Annotated in this window: 15 protein-coding genes and 1 pseudogene; 6 read left to right on the top strand and 10 right to left on the bottom strand. The window is 69.3% G+C overall.

Annotated features, from left to right (window positions below; genetic code table 11):
* Nucleotides 1-42: 42 nt before the first annotated feature.
* From mfd to VF794_RS24865, 5 genes are all read right to left on the bottom strand, one after another.
* Nucleotides 43-3579, bottom strand: a complete 3537-nt coding sequence (gene mfd, locus VF794_RS24885) for a transcription-repair coupling factor (RefSeq protein ID WP_331114540.1) — start codon at nt 3577-3579, stop codon at nt 43-45.
* Nucleotides 3580-3700: 121 nt separating this feature from the next.
* Nucleotides 3701-3907 carry a hypothetical protein gene (locus VF794_RS24880; RefSeq protein ID WP_331114538.1) on the bottom strand — a complete coding sequence of 69 codons (207 nt, stop codon included), beginning with the start codon at nt 3905-3907 and terminating at the stop codon, nt 3701-3703.
* Nucleotides 3908-3976: 69 nt separating this feature from the next.
* Entirely contained in the window at nt 3977-4297 is a 321-nt protein-coding gene (locus tag VF794_RS24875) for a cytochrome c (protein ID WP_331114536.1), read from the bottom strand.
* 116 nt (nt 4298-4413) lie between these two features.
* The gene (locus VF794_RS24870) at nt 4414-5457 is read right to left on the bottom strand and encodes a hypothetical protein (protein ID WP_331114534.1); all 1044 of its coding nucleotides are present in this window, start codon (nt 5455-5457) and stop codon (nt 4414-4416) included.
* Nucleotides 5432-6880, bottom strand: coding sequence for an MBOAT family O-acyltransferase (locus VF794_RS24865; RefSeq protein WP_331114532.1), 1449 nt, complete (start codon nt 6878-6880; stop codon nt 5432-5434). Before VF794_RS24865 ends, VF794_RS24870 begins: the two co-directional genes overlap by 26 nt.
* Before the next feature lie 151 nt (nt 6881-7031).
* On the opposite strand from VF794_RS24865, the gene VF794_RS24860 reads away from it, so the two are divergent.
* A complete protein-coding gene (locus tag VF794_RS24860) occupies nt 7032-8165 on the top strand; it encodes an acyltransferase (protein ID WP_331114530.1) in 1134 nt (377 codons plus the stop codon).
* Between the two features lie 19 nt (nt 8166-8184).
* Here VF794_RS24860 and VF794_RS24855 read toward each other — a convergent pair whose 3' ends face one another.
* The 3 genes from VF794_RS24855 to VF794_RS24845 are packed head-to-tail and all read right to left on the bottom strand — an operon-like array spanning nt 8185 to nt 11503.
* Entirely contained in the window at nt 8185-9813 is a 1629-nt protein-coding gene (locus VF794_RS24855; protein WP_331114528.1) for a hypothetical protein, read from the bottom strand.
* Nucleotides 9810-10157, bottom strand: coding sequence for a P-II family nitrogen regulator (locus VF794_RS24850; RefSeq protein ID WP_331114526.1), 348 nt, complete (start codon nt 10155-10157; stop codon nt 9810-9812). Before VF794_RS24850 ends, VF794_RS24855 begins: the two co-directional genes overlap by 4 nt.
* Complete coding sequence (locus VF794_RS24845) at nt 10157-11503, bottom strand: bifunctional glycosyltransferase/class I SAM-dependent methyltransferase (RefSeq protein ID WP_331114524.1); 1347 nt, start codon at nt 11501-11503, stop codon at nt 10157-10159. Before VF794_RS24845 ends, VF794_RS24850 begins: the two co-directional genes overlap by 1 nt.
* Before the next feature lie 166 nt (nt 11504-11669).
* Between VF794_RS24845 and VF794_RS24840 the strand changes: the two genes are divergently transcribed.
* The 5 genes from VF794_RS24840 to VF794_RS24820 are packed head-to-tail and all read left to right on the top strand — an operon-like array spanning nt 11670 to nt 18647.
* On the top strand, nt 11670-13862 hold the full coding sequence (locus VF794_RS24840; RefSeq protein WP_331114522.1) for a GumC family protein: 2193 nt from the start codon (nt 11670-11672) through the stop codon (nt 13860-13862).
* A 14-nt stretch (nt 13863-13876) separates the two neighbouring features.
* A complete protein-coding gene (locus VF794_RS24835) occupies nt 13877-15016 on the top strand; it encodes a glycosyltransferase (protein ID WP_331114520.1) in 1140 nt (379 codons plus the stop codon).
* Nucleotides 15017-15025: 9 nt separating this feature from the next.
* Nucleotides 15026-16372 carry an O-antigen ligase family protein gene (locus tag VF794_RS24830; RefSeq protein WP_331114518.1) on the top strand — a complete coding sequence of 449 codons (1347 nt, stop codon included), beginning with the start codon at nt 15026-15028 and terminating at the stop codon, nt 16370-16372.
* Nucleotides 16369-17484 (top strand): glycosyltransferase family 4 protein, encoded by a 1116-nt coding sequence (locus VF794_RS24825; RefSeq protein ID WP_331114516.1) that lies wholly within the window; start codon nt 16369-16371, stop codon nt 17482-17484. The genes VF794_RS24830 and VF794_RS24825 overlap by 4 nt, the downstream gene beginning before the upstream one ends.
* A complete protein-coding gene (locus tag VF794_RS24820; protein ID WP_331114514.1) occupies nt 17481-18647 on the top strand; it encodes a glycosyltransferase family 4 protein in 1167 nt (388 codons plus the stop codon). The genes VF794_RS24825 and VF794_RS24820 overlap by 4 nt, the downstream gene beginning before the upstream one ends.
* Nucleotides 18648-18671: 24 nt before the next feature.
* Here VF794_RS24820 and VF794_RS24815 read toward each other — a convergent pair whose 3' ends face one another.
* The gene (locus VF794_RS24815; protein WP_331114512.1) at nt 18672-19253 is read right to left on the bottom strand and encodes a hypothetical protein; all 582 of its coding nucleotides are present in this window, start codon (nt 19251-19253) and stop codon (nt 18672-18674) included.
* Nucleotides 19254-19808: 555 nt separating this feature from the next.
* Nucleotides 19809-20061, bottom strand: a pseudogene (locus tag VF794_RS24810) (glycosyltransferase family 1 protein); the annotation flags it as partial.

Here is a 20061-nt window from a genome sequence, read left to right as displayed (position 1 = left end):
GCCAGCGGGGGTCGGCCCCATCCTCGAACCGACGCGCTTGTGTCACGCCTCCGGCAGGGCGCAGGTGTGCAGGTCGCGCAGCACCTTCCTGGCCTCGACGATGAGGGCCTGGTCCTTCACCTCGGGGCCCAGCTTGAGCACCAGCTTCATGTCCGGGGTGAGCCGGTAGACGCCCCTGGACTTCTGCACCAGGGTCGCCACCTTCATCCCGTCCAGCAGCGCGTCCGCGCCCAGCGTCACCACCAGTCGGCCCGGGCCACCCTCCAGCGCGCGCAGCCGCAGGTCCCGCATGTCGATCTTCAGCAGCGTCTGCTCCGAGAGGTTGTCCACCTCGTCCGGGGCCTCGCCGAAGCGGTCCACCAGCTCGGCGCGCAGGTCCTGCACCTCGTCCGGGTGGCTCGCCTGGCTGAAGCGCTTGTAGAAGACGAGCCGCTGGTGCACGTCCGGCACGTAGTCGTCCGGGATGAGCGCCGGCATCGGCAGCAGCACCTCGGGCTCGATCTGCACCTTGGGCGGCTCGCCCCGCACCTCGGACACCGCCTCTTCCAAGAGCTGCGCGTACAGGTCGAAGCCGATGGCCGAGATGGAGCCCGACTGCTCGGCGCCCAGCAGGTTGCCCGCGCCACGGATTTCCAGGTCGTGGCTGGCGATGGAGAAGCCCGCGCCCAGCTCGGTGAAGCGCTGGAGCACCTCCAGGCGCCGCTGGGCATCCTTGCTGATGGTGGTCCGCGCCGGCACCAGCAGGTACGCGTACGCGCGCTCCTTGGAGCGGCCCACGCGCCCTCGCAACTGGTAGAGCTGCGCCAGACCGAACGCATCCGCCCGGTTGACGACCATCGTGTTGGCGCTGGAGATATCGATGCCGCTCTCGATGATGCTGGTGCACAGCAGCACCTGGTGCTTCTTCTCGGTGAAGTCCAGCATCACCTTCTCGAGCTGGCCCTCACCCATCTGCCCGTGCGCCACGCCCACGGAGACCTGGGGCACCAGCCGCTTGAGCATCTCCTCCATCTGGGGCAGCGACTCCACCCGGTTGTGCACGAAGAAGACCTGACCGCCGCGGGCCACCTCGCGCTCGATGGCTTCCTTGACGGTCTGCTCGTCGAACTTCATCACGAAGGTGCGGATGGAGCGCCGATCCTGCGGCGGGGTGGCGATGATGCTCATCTCGCGCACGCCCGACATGGCCATGTGCAGCGTGCGCGGAATGGGCGTCGCCGACAGCGTCAGCACATCCACCAGCGCGCGCAGCTTCTTGATCTGCTCCTTGTGCTTCACACCGAAGCGTTGCTCCTCGTCCACCACGAGCAGCCCCAGGTCCTTGAAGGCCACGTCCCCGCCCAGCAGCTTGTGCGTGCCGATGAGGATGTCGACCTTGCCCTCCTTGGCGCGCTTGAGGATCTCGCGCACCTCCTGGGGCTTCTTCATCCCGGAGATGACATCCACCGTGACGGGGTAGTCCTTGAAGCGCTTCTTGAAGGACAGGTAGTGCTGCTGGGCCAGCACGGTGGTGGGCACCAGCACCGCCACCTGCTTGCGGTCCAGCGTGGCCTTGAAGGCGGCGCGCATCGCCACCTCCGTCTTGCCGTAGCCCACGTCGCCGCAGACGAGCCGATCCATCGGCTCGGACTTCTGCATGTCGTTGAGCACGTCCTCGATGGCCTTGGCCTGGTCCGGCGTCTCCTCGAACTCGAAGTCCGCCTCGAACTGGGCGAAGTACCGGTCCGGCGCGCTGAAGGCATGGCCCGCGTGCGCCCGGCGCGCGGCGGCGATGTTGAGCAGATCCGCCGCCATCTTGAGCAGCTGCTCCTTGACCCGCTTCTTCGTCTTCTCCCAGGACGTGGTCCCCAGCTTGTCCAGCGTCACCTTCTCGGGGTCGCCGCCGGTGAACTTCTGGATGAGCCGCATGCGGCCCACCGGGAGGTAGATCTTGTCCTTGCCCAGGTACTCGAGGACGAGGAAGTCCCCGGGGATGCCGTTCACCTGCATCTTCGTCAGGCCCGCGTAGCGGCCGATGCCGAAGTCGGTGTGGACGATGAGGTCGCCTTCCTTCAGGTCCTTGAAGCCCGAGGCGAAGGCATCCATCTTCTTGGAGCGCCGCACGCGGCGGCGGGCCCGGGAGCCAAAAATCTCCTCGTCGGACAGCACGGCGAGGCCGCCGGCCCCATCCACGAAGCCGTGACTCACCTCGCCCGTGAAGAGGTGGACGGAGATGGAGGGCTCGTAGAGCTTGGAGGCATCCTCGAGCGCCTCGGTGTGGACGCGCACCATCACGTTGCGGTCCAGCAGCAGGCGCTTGAGACGCTCCGCCTGACTGAGGGCGCCGCACGCCACGGCGCAGGCGATGCGGGTGTCGCGCCAGCGCTGGAGTCGCTCGATGAGGGGAGTGAGGGCGCCCTCCTCTCCGTGGTGGGCGAGGATGGCCTCGCGCACGTCCTGGGTGGTGCCGAAGGGGAAGTGCACGGGCGGGGCCTCGCCCTGGGTGAGCGACAGGCCGCCACCTTCCATCACCCGGAAGGCCGCGAGCTTCCGGTCCGCCTCCTCGCGGGTGAGGAAGTGCGCCGCGGGCGGTAAGGTCAGCTCCTCGCGCGCGTCGGCGGCGCTGGCGGAGCGCTCCACCTCGGTCCACAGCTCCTCGGCGTGGCGCTCGAGGCCCATGGGGTCATCCAGATAGAAGAGGGGCTCGGGGTGCCACTGGGTCAGGTAGTCGAAGACGGTGTCCAAACCGCCCTCGAAGAAGCCGGGCAGCAGACCCTCCAGGCCGAAGCCGGGCAGCCCCTCGCGGATGGCGTCGAGGCGCTCGCGCAGCTTCGTGGTGGGCATGTTGACGCGGTCGGCCACGCTCCGGGCGGCGGCCTCGGCGCGCGTGCGCGTCTGCTCGGAGAAGATGACCTCGCGCGCCGGCAGGAGGATGATCTCCTTGAGCGAGTCCACGGTGCGCTGCGTCTCCGGGTCGAAGGCGCGGATGGACTCGATGGTGTCGCCGAAGAACTCGAGGCGGACGGGCTTCTCGTAGAGCGGGCTGAAGACGTCGATGAGGCCACCGCGCACGGAGAAGGTGCCCAGGTCCTCGACGAGCGGGCTGTTCTGGTAGCCCATGTTGGCGAGCTTGCGGGCGAGCGCGTCGCGGTCGAAGTCCTGGCCCACGCTGACGCGCTCGGACAGCTCGCGCATCGTCGCGAGCGGCAACACCCGGCGGAAGAGGCCGCGCAACGAGAGCACGAGCGCGGGAAAGCGGGTGCCCTGGCTCAAGTGGAAGAGGGCGCCGAGCCGATCCGCGGCGATGTCCGCGTCCGGGGAGAGTTCGTCATAGGGCAGCACCTCGTCGGCGGGCAGGCGCAGGACGTGGGGCTCGCGCGGGGTGCCCCGGCCGCCCAGGAAGAAGGCGAGATCCGCGGCGAGCGCATCCGCGGCCTCCTCGTCCGGGGCGATGCAGACGAGGGGCGCCTTCAGGGTGCGCGTCAGCCGGGCGAGCGCATGGCCGCGAGCGGCGCCTTGGAGACCTTGCGTGCGGACGCGCTGTCCCGGGCGGAGCAGCTCCAGCACGCGGGCGAAGGGGTCTGTAGAGGGAGTTTCCATCCGTGGGGGGCGCGCGGAGGCGCCCCCCGGTAATTAGAAGCCGGACCCGTGTGGGTCAACGGAAGAGCGAGGGGCCTGGTGGGCGACAGTCACCCAGGCCCCAGGGCCCACACGCTCCTACTCAGCCAATCGACCGGAACTCCTCATCGTCGTCGTCGTCATCGTCGTCCTCCTCATCATCGTCCTTGTCATCATCATCGCCGCGGGCGAGGGAGGAGGCGTCCAGCCGCGCCTGGGCGCCGGACGAGGCCGAGATGGTCAGGCCCGGGGTACCGAGGAGCCCGGAGAGGACGAAGAGAGCGAGGAGGGCGGAGAGGACGGTGCGCATGGGGGAGTCTCCAGTCGAACCAGGAGACGGCGCGGGTGACTGGAATATTCACCCACGCCGGGAGGGGACTCAGCCCTTCTTCAAGGTGCGGATGTAGGCGACGAGGGAGTCGATCTGCTGCGGGGTGAGCTTGTCCTTGTAGGCCTTCATCTTCCGGTTGCGGGAGGAGCCCTCGGCGATGAACTCGCGGATGTCCGCGTCGGTCTGGGCCGCCTGCCAGGCCGGCTGGGACATGTCGACGATGGCCTCCTTCTTCCCCAGGGGCGTCTGGGCCCGGCCATCCGTGCCGTGGCAGGACTTGCACTTGGCCGTCCACAGCTCGGCGGTTTCATCGGCATGGGCGGCGGTGGCCAGGGACAGGGAGAGCAGCAGGGCGTACCGGGTCTTCATGATGGGATGTCTCCTGGTTGGAGGCGGCGCGGGAGGAGTCCAGTGTCGACCGACAGGGAAGGTGGTTTCCAGGGAAACCGCACCCGGCGGTGGGTCGTCCACCGGGTGAGCGGCCTTCAAGGCGAGCTGGCGGCCACCGCGCCGGGAGCCCGACGTACCAACTCCTGGCCGAGCAGACGAGTGAACTCGGGAGTCGCGCGGGCATCGAGGTGCGAGTCCTCGGGGCACTCGAAGCGGGCCAGCGCGGGCACGTCCTCGAAGGAAAGGCCCTGGGCGCCGGTGCGCTGGAGGAGCTGGTCCCAGTACACGGCGCGCGGGTAGCGCTCGTCTTCGATCCGCTTCACGGCGCCCGAGGACACCATCCGCACGAAGACGACCTCTCCGCCGCGGGCCCGGATGCGCGCCACCTGGGAGGACACCCGCTCCAGCAGGGCTTCCAACTCGGCGGGCTCCGGCGCCTTGCCATGCGCGCCCTGGTAGCGCTGCGCCCACATGCGCCGCAGCGGCTCCAGCTCCACGCCCTGGAAGTCGGACCACTGCTGGCGGTTGGCGAACGTCCGGCTGAAGGGCGGCGCGGGCAGGCTCCGGTTCACCACCAGGTGCCGCAGCACGCTCTGGGGCTGCACCGCCGACAGCAGCACGACGAACCGCTCCTGGAAGGGCAGCCGCATCGCCGTTTCCCAGTCCGCCACGAAAGTGCGGTGCCTGTACCCGGCCACGTACTGGGCGGGCCTCGCGCGCACCTCGTTGGGTTCCACCGAGAAGAAGAGCGTCGGGCTCACCTCGCACAGCACCAGCCCGCGGAAGCGCTCGTCCCCGGCGAGGTCCTCCAGCAGCGGCAGGCTGCTCGCGCCGTTGATGGAGAGCTGCACGGTGTGCGCGCCTCCCAGGACCTTGGACAGCTCCTCGGGCACGAGGCCCGACTGGAAGCGCGACGAGCCCAGCAACACCACGCCGCGCCCGTCCCCCTCGCTCGCCTGGGCCCGCGCCAGCGACCACAGCTCCGGGGTGTCCTTCACACCGGGCTGGAAACCACGGCGGCGCCAGCCCCACTCGGCGCCCGCCAGGAGGACTCCGGCCACGAGCAGCGCCACCCAGCACACCCGTCCCAGCGGGCGGGACGTGGGCGTCTCGCTAGAACTGAAAGTAGATGAACGCACGGTCCACTCCGGTAGCGGTGGCCAGGGCCACGAGCATCGCCGTCACGGCGCCCGCCGAGGCCCACCAGGGGACGGACTCGAAAATCCTGGGCAGGGGCTCGTCGCGGTAGCGCCACTGCACCCCCAGCAGCAGGCCCACGGTGAGCACCGCGAGGAGCATGTCCAGGCGGCTCAGCAGCCTGGTGGCCCCCGCGCTCGAGGCCCCCACCATCGCCTTCACCACGGTGAAGGCGGTGCCGAAGTCCTGCGCGCGGAAGAAGACCCAGGCGAAGCAGACGCAGACGAACGTCACCGCCACGGCCGCGAATCGACCCGCGGGCCCTCGCGTCCAGCGCAGCGATTCCAGCCAGGGCCGCAGCAGTCGCTCCGCGACGAGGAACAGTCCGTGCAGCCCACCCCAGACGACGAAGGTCCACGAGGCGCCATGCCACAGCCCGCCCAGCAGCATCGTGAGCATCAGGTTGACGTGGGTACGCATGGGGCCATGCCGGTTGCCGCCCAGCGGGATGTAGAGGTAGTCGCGCAGCCAGCCCGACAGGGAGATGTGCCAGCGGCGCCAGAAGTCGCTGAAGCCCACGGAGGCGTAGGGGCTCTGGAAGTTGTCCGGCAGGTGGAAGCCGAAGCAGAGCGCCACGCCAATGGCGCACAGCGAGTAGCCCGCGAAGTCGCAGAAGATCTGCCCCGAGAAGGCGAGCGCCGCGCTCCAGGCCTCCCAGGTCGTGGGCTTGGCGCCGGGGGTGAACACGAGGTCCACCAGGGGTGCGAGCAGCGCATCCGCGAGCACCGTCTTCTGAAAGACGCCCAGCACCAGCAGCAGCAGGCCCCACAGGAGCTGGGGCGGGGTGGCGCGCCGCGGCTCGATGCACTGGGGGAGGAAGTCATGGGGCCGGACGATGGGGCCAGCCACCAGGTGCGGGAAGAAGGTGAGGAAGAGGGAGAAGTCGAGGAACGAGCGCCAGGGCTTCTCCTGCCCCCGGTAGACGTCGAGGGTGTAGGCGAGGGACTCGAACGTATAGAAGGAGATGGCCACCGGCAGGACGACGTCGATGCGGGGCACCTGGAGCGGCACGCCGAGCGCCTGGAAGAGGGCGTTGGTGTTGTCCGAGAGGAACGGGCCGTACTTGAAGAAGGCGAGCAGCCCCAGGTTGCTCACGAGGCTCACGCCGAGCAGCACCTTGCGCCGCGCCTGGGTCCGGGCCGCGTGGAGGGCCTTGGCGAGGAACCAGTCCAGGGTGATGGCGTACCAGAGCAGCGGCAGGAAGAGCGGATTCCAGGCCGCGTAGAAGAGGCTGCTCGCCACCAGCAGGTTCACCTTCCGGGCCCGCCAGGACAGCGGCAGGTAATGCACGCCCAGACTGATGGCCAGGAAGACGAGGAACGAGAGGGAGTTGAAGACCATGGGGCGGGTGGGCGGAGAGCGCATCTTCCGCCAGCCGTGCGGCCAAAGCACAGCCCCAGGAAACCGTGGATGGCGGGCCAGACGTCGAGCGGACGAGCAGCCCGGCCCCGCGCCGCTCGCGTTGACAGACAGGGCTCGCGTTGGAAGCATCCGCCGCCTCATGAAAGGCGGCTGGGTGGCATCGCCTCATACAGAGCTTCAGCGGGCCAGCTACCTTCCGACGCTCGATGGCTGGCGGGCCCTCGCCATCATCGGTGTCCTCGTCTGCCACGCGGCCGATGCGCCGCTGCTGGCGCGCGAGGGGCCCGGCGGCTTCTGGCACGTCCTCACCCGGTACGGGGCCGAGGGCGTCTCCTTCTTCTTCGGGCTGAGTGGTTTCCTCATCACCTACCGGTTGTTGCAGGAGCGGCAGCGCAGGGGAGTCATCAACCTCAAGCAGTTCTACTGGCGCCGGCTCTTCCGCATCCTGCCTGCCTGCCTGGCCTACCTGCTGGTGGTGACGGCCCTGGTGGGCGCGGGTCTGCTGGTCATCCACCCCGACGATCTGTGGAGCACCTTCCTCTTCTACCGGAACTACCTCGTGGGGCAGGGCGATGGCAGTTGGTACACGGGGCACTTCTGGACGCTGGCCATCGAGGAGCATTTCTATCTGCTCTGGCCCGGGCTGCTGGTGCTCATCGGTTCCCGCCGCGCGCTCTGGGCGTCCGCCGCGCTGGCCGTGGGCGTGGCCTTCTGGCGGTGGATTGAAATCCGCTTCCACCCGACGGCGTCGGTGCTCCCCGAGTTGGTCTTGTCGGTGCGGACGGACATCCGCATCGATGGGCTGCTGTGGGGGGCGTTCGCGGCGTTGCTGCTCCACGACCCGGTCCGGGAGCGGTGGCTGCGCCAGCTGTTCTCCTCGCGGCTCACCTGGGGCGCCCTGGTACTGGGGGCGGCCATCTGCCTGAAGGGCTCGCTCCTGCCATTCAATGGCATGTGGTGGGCGCTGCTCATCCCCTTCTTCATGGTGGGCACCGTGCTGCACCCCACGGGGCTGCTCGGCAGACTGCTGGAGTCGCCGGCCTTCACCTGGGTGGGACGGCTCTCCTACAGCCTCTACCTCTGGCAGCAGCTCTTCCTGGTGGGGGCGAGGGAAGCGCGTCCGCTGCCCTTCGGCGCGCTCCAGGAGTTGCCGCTGAACCTCGCCGCCGCCTTCGCCTGCGCGGCCTTGAGCTACTACGGGCTGGAGAAGCCCCTGGTGAACCTGGGCAAGCGCCTGTTCTCCAGCGGTGAGGCTCTCCGGCTCGAGACGCCGGCCGTGCAGCCCTAGGGAGCCGGTTCGCCCGGTCCTACGGGGCGGTGGGGGAGGGCCAGAACTCCACCGCGCGGTGGGGCGGGACGAGCCAGACCTGCTTGAGGAAGCGCACCGCGCCCTTGTCCGCGTCGTGGTGCTTCGTCGTCGCCACCTGGGCGGCGAGCAACACCGCGAGCACCGCGAGCCCGGCCACCAGGGGCGCCGGGCCGGGCCTCCGCGTCTCGACGGACACGAGCCTCACGAAGACCCATCCGGCGAGGCCGAGCAGCACGAGCAGGAGCAGCACGCCGGCCACGGGGTTTCCCAGCCCCACGAACTGCGCGAGGCTCGGCGGCAGGTAGCCGTCCTTCAACAAGGGGGCCGCCAGCCCGAGGACCGCGTTGGACACGTCATCGGGGATGTAGTTGACGAAGGTGGCGAGGCCGGTGAACGCGATGGCGGCGGTGCATAGCGCCGCGCCCGCGCCCGCGAGCCCCAGGCGACCCGAGGCCCGCAGCCGCTCCAGCACCAGGCCCGCGGGCAGCAGCAGGAAGGGCACCAGTCCCGTCAGGTGGCGCGGGCCCGTCGTCCAGCCCCACGAGTCATAGGAGAAGGCCGAGGTGAAGTACGTGTACCCGGCCAGCAGCGCCACCACGAGCCACAGGTGGGCGCGAAGTTCCAGGCTGGTGCGCGCCTCGCGCCGCAGCACTCCCACGCCGGGCAGCGCGAGCAGCAGGAAGGGCGACAGGGTGAACAGCCCTCGCAGCGGCGAGAAGAAGGAGAGGGTGAAGGCGCGCGGGTCCGGGTAGCGGATGCCCAGGAAGCCGCCCAGGTGCCACGGCTGATAGGCCGCGTCGTTGAGGTGCTTGTAGCCGGTCTCCAGCGGGTGCCCGAAGGCCGTCTGGTGGTACAGCATCAACCCCACCACGAAGGGCAGCGCGCCCAGCGTGGCCAGCACGGCCCCACGGCCCAGACGCACCAGGCGCGCGCGCGAGGGCTCCGCGCGCCACAGCGCGGTCAGCACCGCGTACAGCACCAGCCCCAGCACGCCCAGGGCACCGGTGTACTCGGCGGCCACCGTGGCGCCCGCGCAGGCTCCGGCCACGAGGTAGCCCCGCTCGCGCCACTCGCCGCGCGCCAGCCGCCACAGCGCGTAGAAGCCGCCGAAGAGCAGCACCGCCGTCGTCTGGTGGCTCATGAAGAGCAGCGAGTAGCTGAAGGCCAGCGAGCCCAGCCCGTACGTCACCGTCACCGCGTCCGCCACGCCCGGCGACAGGTACGCCCCCAGGAAGCGGCGCACCAGCCACAGCATGAAGAGCGTGGGCAGCACCGTGAGGAGCAGCCGGCTGAAGAAGACGAGCGGCACCTCGGGCACGGCGTAGAGGAAGCCGCCACCCCACCAGCTCAGCACCGCGTACACCGGCACCGCGGCGAAGGACAGCAGCGGCGCCTTGGACGGGTAGTACTTCCCGTCCTTCACCGACAGGTCCCCCACGTAGCCGAAGTCCTGGAGCGCCCGGTTGATGTCGAGCGTCCCGTACTCCACCAGCGCGCGCGTCTGCCACAGCCGGCACAGCTCATTGGGCGAGCGCAGGCCCGGGTGGTAGGGGAACAGCAACACGTAGAGCGCCACCAGCGCCGCGTACACCGCACGCGGCGCTCGCGAGGTCTCCAGGCCGCTCACAGCGCGTCGCTGCCGCGTTCCCCCGTGCGGATGCGCACGGCCTCGTCCACCGGCAGGACGAAGATCTTCCCGTCGCCAATCTTCCCCTCGGTGCCGGAGCGGGCCGCGCGCACGATGGCGTCCACCACGCGCGTCACCATGTCGTCGTCCACCACCACCTCCACCTTCACCTTGGGGAGGAAGTCCACGACGTACTCGGCGCCCTTGTAGAGCTCCGTGTGGCCCTTCTGCCGGCCAAACCCCTTCACCTCCACCGCCGTGAGGCCATGCACGCCCACCTCGTGGAGGGCATCCTTCACGTCATCCAGCTTGAACGGCTTGATGATGGCTTCGATCTTCTTCATCAGGCACCTCCAGTGGCGCGTGCCACCGCGAAGAGGCTCATTCCCACCGGCAGCTTCACATGGCTCTCGGCCCGCGCCAGATAGGGAGCGATCCGGTCGTACACCTTGAGCTGGAACTTGGGCACCGAGCGGCGGCGCATGACCCGGCTGTTCATGAACCAGCCGGGAATCCCCACCAGGTTCATCCACTCCAGGCGCTCCACCTCGAAGCCGTTGCCCGCCAGCACCTCGCGCAGGGCGGATGGTGTGTAGCGCCGGTGGTGCCCCACCGCCTCGTCGATGGACCCGAAGAGCTGCGGCAGCGCCGGCACCAGCACCAGCACCCGGCCTCCCGGGCCGAGGATCTGCCGGAAGCGGCGCACCGCCGAGGCGTCATCCGGGATGTGCTCCAGCACGTTGGACAGCACGATGGAGTCCAGCCGCTCGGCCTTCAGCGACTCCCAGTCGGCGAGGGCCACGTCCGACAGGTACGGCCGCACGTGCGGCTTGCCACGGAACTTGTTCTTCAGTCGGTCCACGTAGAAGCGGTCCACCTCGAGCGCGATGAGCAGCTCCAGCCCCGGCTCCAACTTCTCGGTGATGGTGCCGATGCCCGCGCCGATCTCCAGCACGCGCCGGCCCAGGTGCTCGCGGAAGCGCTGGCCCAGCCACGCGTTGTAGTTGTTGGCGCCGTCCATGCGCTCCAGCGTGGTGTAGCCCTCGTGCTGGTTGTCCGCGTCGTTGTGCACCGTGGCGTAGCGCACCAGCGTGCGCAGCCGCGCCAGCCGCGTGGCCAACGGGCTGTGCGGCGTCGCCTCCAGCACCAGCGGCACCTCCGCCATCCGGAAGAGCTGCGCCGCCAGCTTCACGACGATCTCCGCGTCCACCGAGTCATCGTCACTGGTGAGTGTCACGGACTTGAGCGCCTCGGTGCGGAAGGCGCGCTGGCCGCAGAGCGGATCCGTCAGGGCCACATCGGCGACGAAGCGGGTGACGTGGCCCAGGGCCCGGTCCGCCAACAGCTCCGCCTCCAGTCCCACCATCTGCCGGTTGCCGAAGACGGCGTCCGCCACGTCCTCGCGGATGGGGCGGCACAGCGCCTCGCTGCTCTCCAGGGAGTAGGCCGTGTCCGCGTCCTGGAGGACGGTGATGTCGCCCGTGACCCGGCCAAGCGCCGCACGGATGGCCGCTCCCTTGCCCTTCAGCCCCTGGAGCACCTGGACGTGGGGGGAGGAGGGGGCCTCGAGCGGCCCCTCACCGGCGAGGATGACCTCGGCCCCCCGGCTGGCGAGCGTGTGGGCGAAGCGCGCGGCCACGGGGGCGGACGTGGACGTGAAGGGGATGATGAAGGAGGGAGGCGGGCTCACGAGGGCCGTGACTAGCACACGCCGGAGGCGGGTGCTCGCACGTGTGAATGGCGCGTGGTTGGAGGGCGTCCGGGCGAGTCTGGGAACATTGACCCCCCGGGTCTCCCGGGGCACTCTGGCCCCTTCGCCACGCATCGGGCGCCCCCGCGCCCCGGCAGGAGAGCGAGTGGAAGAGACCCCCAACGAAGCCCCCGAGGCGAATGAGCCCGCGCTGGACGTGATGCAATACGTCCGGGCGATCTGGCGCCGCAAGTGGCTCATCCTCGGCATCATGGCCGTGATGGTGCTGGTGGGCACGCTGCATACCCTGCGTCAGCCGAAAATCTACGCCGCGAGCACCTCCCTCATCATCGACGTGGCCGCGCCCCGCATCCTCGACACCGACGTCAAGGAGGTGATGGGCGACGAGCGCGGCAACTACTGGGCGAACAAGGAGTACTACACCACCCAGAGCGAGGTGATTACCTCCCGCGCGGTGGCCTCGCGGGTGGTGGATCGGCTGGGCCTCCAGAACAACCCGTCCTTCCTCGGCGTGGAGGGCCTCCAGGACGAGGAGGCGCGCAAGAAGGCCATGGCCTCCATCGACGCCGTGGCGCTGGTGCGCTCGCGCATCAACGTCATCCCCTCGACCAACTCGCGCGTGGTGCGCATCGCCGTGGAGGACGTGGACCCCAAGCGCGCGGCGATGCTGGCCAACGAGGTGGCCGAGGCCTACATCGCGGAGAACCAGGCCCTCAAGCTGAAGACGACCGAGGGCGCCAGCACCTGGCTGGAGGAGCGGCTGAGCGAGCTGGGCGCGCGCGCCGACAAGAGCGAGCGCGGCGTCTACGAGTTCAAGCGCGGCGCGGACATGCTCTCCATGTCCATCGACAGCAAGGGCGGCTCGCAGCAGAGCACCCCGAAGCTGGCCTACGACAAGTACATGTCGGTGCTCATCGACGTGCGCACGCAGATCGCCGCCCTCCAGGCGCGGGTGGACGCCATGCGCCAGTTGCGCAAGAGCGCCAGCCCCGAGTCGGAGCACTGGGCCGAGGGCCTCTCGGAGGCCTCCGAGGGCTCGCTGAGAGATCTGCGCAACCAGGTGCTGGAGCAGCGCACCGCTTGCGTGGAGCTGTCCGGGCGCTACCTGGCCGAGCACCCCAAGATGCAGGAGTGCCAGCAGAAGCTGACGGTGGTGCAGCAGGAGCTGCGGCGCAGCCTGGACAACCTCGTGCGCGGCGCGGAGACGGACCTCGCCTCCGCCCAGAACAACGAGCGCAACCTGCTCGCCCTGGTGGACAAGGCCAAGACCGAGGCCTTCCAGGTGACGGAGAAGCAGATTCAATACGAGCGGCTCAACCGCGACGCGGAGAACAACCAGCGCCTGTACGAGCTGGTCCTCAAGCGCTTCAAGGAGCTGGAGCTGTCGGGCCTGCTGCGCACCAGCAACGTGCGCGTGCTGGACCCGGCCATCGCCAACCCGGTGCCCATCCGTCCCAACACCCGCAGCGCGGTGCTGCTCTTCCTGCTGCTGGGCCTGCTGGGCGGGGTGGGTGTGTCGCTGGGGTTGGAGCTGCTCGACGCGAGCGTGACCAGCCGCGCGGACGTGGAGGAGCGGCTGGGGCTGTCCTTCATTGGCGCCACGCCGCCCCTGAAGTCCAAGGACGGGGGCTCGGCGGACCTGTACATCCACCGGCACCCTCGCTCGCGCGCGGCGGAGATGTTCCGGGCCATCCGCACCAACCTGCTCTTCATGTCGCCGGACAAACCCTTCCGGACGGTGGTGGTGAGCTCGGCCAGCCCCTCCGAGGGCAAGTCCACCACCCTCATCAACCTGGGCGTGGCGATGGCGCAGACGGGCACCCGGGTGTTGCTGATGGACACGGACATGCGCCGGCCCCGCCTGCACCTGGCCTTCGGCGTGCCCGACGACGTGGGCGTCAGCTCATTGGTGGTGGGCGAGGGCTCGCTGGAGCGAGCCGTGAAGTCCACCGAAGTGCCCAACCTCTTCCTCCTGCCCTGCGGGCCGTTGCCGCCCAATCCCGCCGAGCTGCTCCACACCCGCGCCTTCTCCGAGCTGCTCTCCAAGCTGAAGGAGCGCTACGACTGCATCCTCCTGGACAGCCCGCCGCTGGGGCCCGTCTCGGACGCGCTCGTCCTCGCCAAGCAGGCGGACGGCATCCTCCTGGTACTCAAGGCCGGAGGCACCCACCGCGAGCAGGCGAAGCGCGCCATCCGCTCGCTGCGCGACGTGAAGGCCCGCATCATCGGTGCCCTGCTCAACCATGTGGACATGAAGGGCGGCCATGGGGCCGACTTCAGCGTCTACTACTCCTACCAACCGTATGGTGCGGAGCGCGACGAGCGCACCGCCAGCTGAGACGTGCTCCGGAGATGAAGGTCCTCCAACTCGGCAAGTACTACGCGCCCTACCGGGGCGGCATGGAGACGCACCTCTCGGGCCTGTGCGAGGAACTCAAGGGCCGCGTGGAGCTGGAGGTGCTCGTCTCCAACACGGCGCCGCGCACCGTGCACGAGGTGGTGCACGGCGTGCCCGTCACCCGCTGTGCGGAGCTGGTGAAACTGGCCTCCACCTCGCTCAACCCCACGCTGCCGCTGGAGCTGTCCCGGCGCCGGTATGACGTGCTGCACATGCACTTCCCGCACCCCATGGCGGTGATGGGGTACCTGGGCAGCGTGCGGCCCCGGCGGCACGGGCTCGTCATCACGTACCACAGCGACATCGTCCGTCAGAAACGGCTGCTGAAGCTGTACGGGCCCTTCATGCAGAAGGCGCTGGCGCGGGCGGACGCCATCCTGGTGGGCTCGCCCAACTACGTGGAGACGTCCGAGGCGCTGCGCCCGCACCGGGCGAGGTGCCACGTGGTGCCCTTCGGCATCGACGTGTCGCGCTTCCAGCGCACGCCCGAGCGCGAGGCGGCGGCCGCGACCATCCGGGCGCGTTACGGTGGGGCGCCGCTGCTGATGGGGGTGGGGCGGCTCGTCTATTACAAGGGCTTCGACCACGCCATCCGCGCGTTGCGCCAGGTGGAGGGCGCGCACCTCTTGCTGGTGGGAGAGGGGCCGCTGCGCGCCGAGCTGGAGGCGTTGGCCCGGTCGTGTGGCGTGGCCGAGCGCGTCCACTTCCTCGGCAAGCTCGGGGACGAGGAGCTGCTCGCGCTCTACTACGCGTGCGACGCCTACGTGCTGTCCTCCGTCACCCGCGCCGAGGCCTTCGCGCTGGTGCAACTGGAGGCGCTGGCCTGTGGGCTGCCCGTCATCAACACCGCACTGGACTCGGGAGTGCCCTTCGTCAGCCGCCACGAGGAGAGCGGCCTCACCGTGCCGCCCGGAGACGAGGCGGCGCTGGCCGCGGCCATGCGGCGGATGCTGGGCTCGCCGGAGCAGCGCGGGGCCTGGGGCGAGGCGGGCCGCGCGCGCGTGCTGGCCGAGTTCTCCCAGGCGCGCATGGGCCAGCGCGTGCTCGACGTCTACCGGGAGGTCCTGGGCCGTGTCGGCTCCCTGGCGGCGTGAGGTAAGGGGATGATGGGCCTCGGGCTCACGCTCCTCGCCTTCGTGGGGACGCTGCTGGCCACGCGGCGCGGCACCGGCCATGGGCTGGGCGTGCTGATGCTGTTCGGCTACTTCTACGGCATCCTCCGGGCGCGCTACCTGGACGGCTTCTCCCACTTCATCTTCGACGGGGCGGTGCTGGGCCTCTACCTGTCCTTCTTCACCCTGCCGAGGAAGAAGGGGCGCGTGGGCCGGGACGGGCAGGCGCTGCGGCTGTGGATGAAGGCGCTGATGGTCTGGCCCCTCTGCACCATGGTGCTCTCGCCCCTCTTCGACTCGCAGCACTTCTACATTCAAATCGTCGGCCTGCGGGTGGCCATCCTCCTGCTGCCGCTCATCACCATCGGCGCGAGCCTGGACGAGCGGGAGTTGGATCGCTTCACGGGGTGGCTGCTGTGGCTCAACGTGGTGGCGTTCGGCTTCGCGCTGGCGGAGCTGAGCTTCGGGTTGGAGCGCTTCTTCCCGCGCAACGCCTCCTCCGCCATCATCTACCTCTCCACGGACGTGGGCGAGGACAACCAGCCCCGCATCCCGTCCACCTTCAACAACGCGCACGCCTTCGCGGCCACGATGCTGATGTCGTTGCCGCTGCTGCTGCGCCGCTGGCACCGCCGCCCCGACAGCCGCCTCCTCACCGCCGGGGTGCTGATCATCAGCGTGCTGTGCCTCTTCATCTCCGCGGCGCGCTCGCCCGTGGTGCAGCTCGCCGTCATCGTCCTGCTGCTGATGCTGTGCACCCGCCCCTCGTTCAAGATGCTGGCGGCGGTGACGGGAATCGCCCTGGTGGTGGGCGTCGTCGTCATGCGGAACCCCCGCTTCCAGCGCTTCGCGACGTTGCAGGACACCGAGTATGTGTCGGAGCGCGTGTCCTGGAGCGTCAACAGCAGCCTGTGGAACGTCATGCAGGACTACCCACTGGGCAATGGGCTGGGGAGCGCCGCGGGGACGAGCATCCCCTTCTTCCTCGCCGACCTCGCCCGGCCCCAGGTGGGCCTGGAGAATGAGTTCGGCCGCATCGCGCTGGAGCAGGGCATCATCGGGCTGGTGATGTGGTTGGCCTTCGTCGCGTGGCTCGTCACCCGCATGCCGCCGCGCCGCCGGGGCGCCTGGGTGGTGGCGGACCGGATGATGTGGCTCACCATGTGCGTGATGTGGATGACGGCCTTCATCGGCACGGGCCTGCTCTCCTCCATCCCCGGCTCCGCGCTGCTGCTGCTCTACATGGGCGCCATGGTGGGCATGCGGCGCCCGGCTCCGGCTCCGGCTCCGGCTCCCGCGGCGAAGCCCCGGCTGTCGCTGGAGGTGGTGCGTCCATGAGGATTGCCCTGGTGGTCCACGACTACGAGCGCGGCTTCGGCCACAGCCGCTACGTCGTCGAGCTGGCCGAGCGCTTCCGCACCCGCCACGAGGTGCATGTCTTCGCCCACCGCATCGACCGGCGGGGCGCGGAGGGCATCACCTTCCACACCGTGCCCGCGCCGCGCACCACCGCGCTCGTCAGCGTGCTGTCCTTCTACGCCTCGGCCACGCTCCGGCTGGGGCTCGGCGGGGGCTTCGACATCATCCACGGCCAGGGGCTCATCGCCGCCCAGGCCAACGTCCTCACCGCGCACCTCTGCAACCGCGCGTGGTTCCAGGCGCAGCGCGCGCTCGGCTACGACTACACGCCCCGCCAGCGCATCTTCGAGAACGTCCTCGTGCCGCTGGAGGACCGGCTCTACCGGAAGACGGACGCCGCCGTCATCGCCATCTCCCACCGGCTCGAGGACGAGCTGCGCACCCTGCACGGGTGCCGGGCCCCCATCCACGTCATCCCCCATGGCGTGGACGTGGCACGCTTCACCCCCGCGCTGCGCGGGCAGGTGCGCCAGGAGATGCGCGCGGCGCTCGGCGTGGGGCCGGAGGAGCGGTGCGCGCTCTACGTGGGCGACGTGCGCAAGGGCGCCGCCGTCACCCTGGAGGCGATTGCCCGTGTGCCGGAGCTGTCACTGGATGTGGTGACAAGGAGCGAGACCGGCTCGCTGCGCGCGCGGGCGGAGCGGCTCGGGCTGGGGCGGCGGGTGCGCTTCCATCCGCCCTCCAACACCATCGAGCGCTTCTACGCCGCGGCGGACGTCTTCGTCTGCCCCTCGCCCTACGACGCCTTCGGCATGGTCGTCACCGAGGCCATGGCCTGCGGGCTGCCCGTCATCGTCTCGCGCGCCGCCGGGGCCTCGGAGCTCATCACCCCCCGCGAGGACGGGCTGGTGCTGGAGGACGCCGGGGACATCGCCGGGCTGGCCGCGGGGCTGCGCGAGCTGGCCGTGGACCGGGACTTCGCCGAGCGCCTGGGCCGGGCCGCGCATCGGCGGATGGAAGCGTTGACCTGGGACGAAGTGGCTCGACGGACGCTCCAGGTGTACGAGCAGGTGCTAGAGAAGCGGGCATGACGACCTCCACCCGCCGCCGGCTGGTGTTCCTCTGCGAGAGCGGTACCGACGTGCGTCTGGTGTCGGGGCTGAAGCAACGCTTCGAGCTGACGCTGCTGCTGCGTCCCGCCTTCGGGCCGCGCACCATCAACTGGAAGGACGAGGGCCCCGAGCCCGTCCGTATCGTGGAGGGCCCGGCCGGGCGCGTGGCCTTCGCCGCGTGGGCCGGGGCATGGCTGGTGCGGCACCGCGCCGAGGTGGACGCCGTGCTGGCGCAGAACGCGGGCGTGGCCTCGCTGGCCGCGAACGTCAGCCGGGGAGTCACCCGAGCGCCCACGTACCTGCTCATCTGCAGCCCCAACATCGCCTACTTCCACTGCCGCTATGAGCGCGGGGAGCTCGGGCTGCCGGCGTACCTCGCCGGGCGCACGCTGCTGGAGGCCGCGCGCGCCGCCAACGCGCTGCTGGCGGACCGGTATGTCGTGCTCAGCGAGTACCTGGGGCGCGAGGTGTCGCTGGGGCGGACGGAGAAGGTGCGCCTGGTGCCGCTGTACGGGGTGGACACGACGCGCTTCCAGCCGGTGACGCCCGAGGAGAAGCGGCGGCTGCGCGCGAAGCTGGGCCTGCCCGAGGAGGGCTTCCTCATCTTCTTCTCCAGCCGCGTGGCCCCGGAGAAGGACACCGAGTCCCTGCTGGACGCGTGCGCCCTGTTGCGCGCCCAGGGGCGCTCCTTCTGGATGCTCAACCTCAGTGGCGGGCACAAGCGGCTGCGGGAGCTGGCCGTGGAGCGGGGGCTGGGGGACTGCACGATTACCCGCGACGCGGTGGAGCCCACGCGCGAGCTGCCCGCGTACTACCAGGCCTCGGACGTGTGCGCGCAGGTGTCGCTGGAGGAGGGGCTCGGGTTCTCACCGCTGGAGGCGCTGGCGTGCGAGGTGCCCGTGGTGGCCACCGCCGTGGGCGGGCTGCGCGAGACGATCCGGGATGGGGAGACGGGCCTCACCGTGCCGGTGCGCTCGCCCCAGCGGCTCGCCGAGGCCCTGGCCCGGGTGATGGACGAGCCGGAGACGTTCCGCGAGTTGGCCCGGAACGGACGGCGCATGGTGCAGGAGCGCTTCGAGGCCTCGCACTGCTTCGACGGCTTCGCTGAACTGGTCGAGCAGGAACTCGCGTCCCGGCGCTGAGTGCCTTGCCGGCTCGGCGCCAGATCACGGCACGTTGTCTGGCTCGTTTGTGAAAAGCGCGTGAAACAACGTTGTCCGCGGGGGCTCCACCCATTGCACGAACAACGGGACAGGCATTTCGGCAAGCTCGCGCGGAAGCTTGCTGAACCCGAACGTCTCTTCAATCTTCCTGGCGATCACGTCAGCCGGAATCTTCATTTCGGATGGAAACGGCTCAAACAGGAGTTTGGAGCCATGTCCGGTCTTGCTGTCGCGACCATACTCCACGGCATAGACGATATGGACGGGTGCCACGATGCTGACGCACCCGACGACCACCCAGCGAAACTCTGGTAGCGGCTGACCTTTTTGGCCTTTTACAGGATAGGCAACGCAGCGAAAGCAGGCATCAGGTGTCGCCGTGCCGTCTCCAATGGTGAAACTGGGAAGCTCTTGTCTGAGGTCGCGCAAGAAGCCATGCCACCGGTCAAGACATCCGAGTTCCTCTTCCCAGCGCGCCTCGAGTCGTACAATCTCGGGGCTCTTCTCCTGCCGCAGGGAATAGTCGTTATCCGAGCGCCAGTAGTCTCGCGCGATTGATAGCAACTGGTCTTTGGATAAGGTCATGGGCTCAAGGGAAGAAGTCGCCGAGTTGAACGGGTATGGTCTTCTTGTGACATGTTTGATTCACGCGCGAACCACCAATGGCAGCCCTCATCGTGGGCAGGAGTCCGGTCCTGATTTGTTGACACAGCAACCCGAGAGGCGATGTTGGCGTGGCGGACTGGAAGACGGTGGTGGCTGCCGTATGGATGATCGCCGCGGTGAGGCGCTGTGCTAGAGCGAGCGAGATTGGACCTTCTTTGTTTTGTATTGGAACGCCTATTCCAAATTCGCAAAGAAAGGACTCGCCAGTGCTACGTTGAATGTTGAGCCGTATGCAGGCTTCTCGCCAGCCCCCCGGCTCTTCGCCTACCTGTTCAGACACCGTGACGTAATGAATCTGCCTGGGCTGGATCTCGCCAATGACGATGGTCCTGGTTCCTCCACCGTTGGGTCCGCCGCAGCCCATGCAACCCGCGAGGAGCAAGCCAACCCCAAAAGCTTGAACAAGCAATCCAGGCATGACTTGTGCCTCGCTTGGCGGTGAATGCGGAATGCACGCCGCTACTGAGAGGCCCCTCAGTGCCCGGCGAGTCGGCGGTAGGTGTCGAGGATGATGCGCGCGTGGTTCGTCCACGAGTAGCCGCGCCCGCGCGCGATGCGCTGGCTCCGGCCCGTGTCGGACTCCGCTGACGTCAGCATGCGGTGCACCGCCTCCGTCCAGGCGCCGAGGTCTCCCACCGGGGCGTAGGTGACGGCATCGCCGCCCACCTCGCGCAGCACCGGCAGGTCGCTCGCCACCACGGGCGCACCGCAGGCCAGGGCCTCGATG

This window comes from Archangium sp. (assembly GCF_036389735.1).
Taxonomy (GTDB): domain Bacteria; phylum Myxococcota; class Myxococcia; order Myxococcales; family Myxococcaceae; genus Archangium.
Note: the sequence above shows the minus strand (reverse complement) of the source record. Positions and strands in the feature narration are given on the sequence as shown.

What these genes read in the sequence shown, in the direction of transcription:
- mfd (WP_331114540.1), bottom strand. Translation starts at nt 3,579, where the DNA reads ATGGAAACTCCCTCTACAGACCCCTTCGCCCGCGTGCTGGAGCTGCTC.
- VF794_RS24880 (WP_331114538.1), bottom strand. Translation starts at nt 3,907, where the DNA reads ATGCGCACCGTCCTCTCCGCCCTCCTCGCTCTCTTCGTCCTCTCCGGG.
- VF794_RS24875 (WP_331114536.1), bottom strand. Translation starts at nt 4,297, where the DNA reads ATGAAGACCCGGTACGCCCTGCTGCTCTCCCTGTCCCTGGCCACCGCC.
- VF794_RS24865 (WP_331114532.1), bottom strand. Translation starts at nt 6,880, where the DNA reads ATGCGCTCTCCGCCCACCCGCCCCATGGTCTTCAACTCCCTCTCGTTC.
- VF794_RS24850 (WP_331114526.1), bottom strand. Translation starts at nt 10,157, where the DNA reads ATGAAGAAGATCGAAGCCATCATCAAGCCGTTCAAGCTGGATGACGTG.
- VF794_RS24835 (WP_331114520.1), top strand. Translation starts at nt 13,877, where the DNA reads ATGAAGGTCCTCCAACTCGGCAAGTACTACGCGCCCTACCGGGGCGGC.
- VF794_RS24830 (WP_331114518.1), top strand. Translation starts at nt 15,026, where the DNA reads ATGATGGGCCTCGGGCTCACGCTCCTCGCCTTCGTGGGGACGCTGCTG.
- VF794_RS24825 (WP_331114516.1), top strand. Translation starts at nt 16,369, where the DNA reads ATGAGGATTGCCCTGGTGGTCCACGACTACGAGCGCGGCTTCGGCCAC.
- VF794_RS24820 (WP_331114514.1), top strand. Translation starts at nt 17,481, where the DNA reads ATGACGACCTCCACCCGCCGCCGGCTGGTGTTCCTCTGCGAGAGCGGT.
- VF794_RS24815 (WP_331114512.1), bottom strand. Translation starts at nt 19,253, where the DNA reads ATGACCTTATCCAAAGACCAGTTGCTATCAATCGCGCGAGACTACTGG.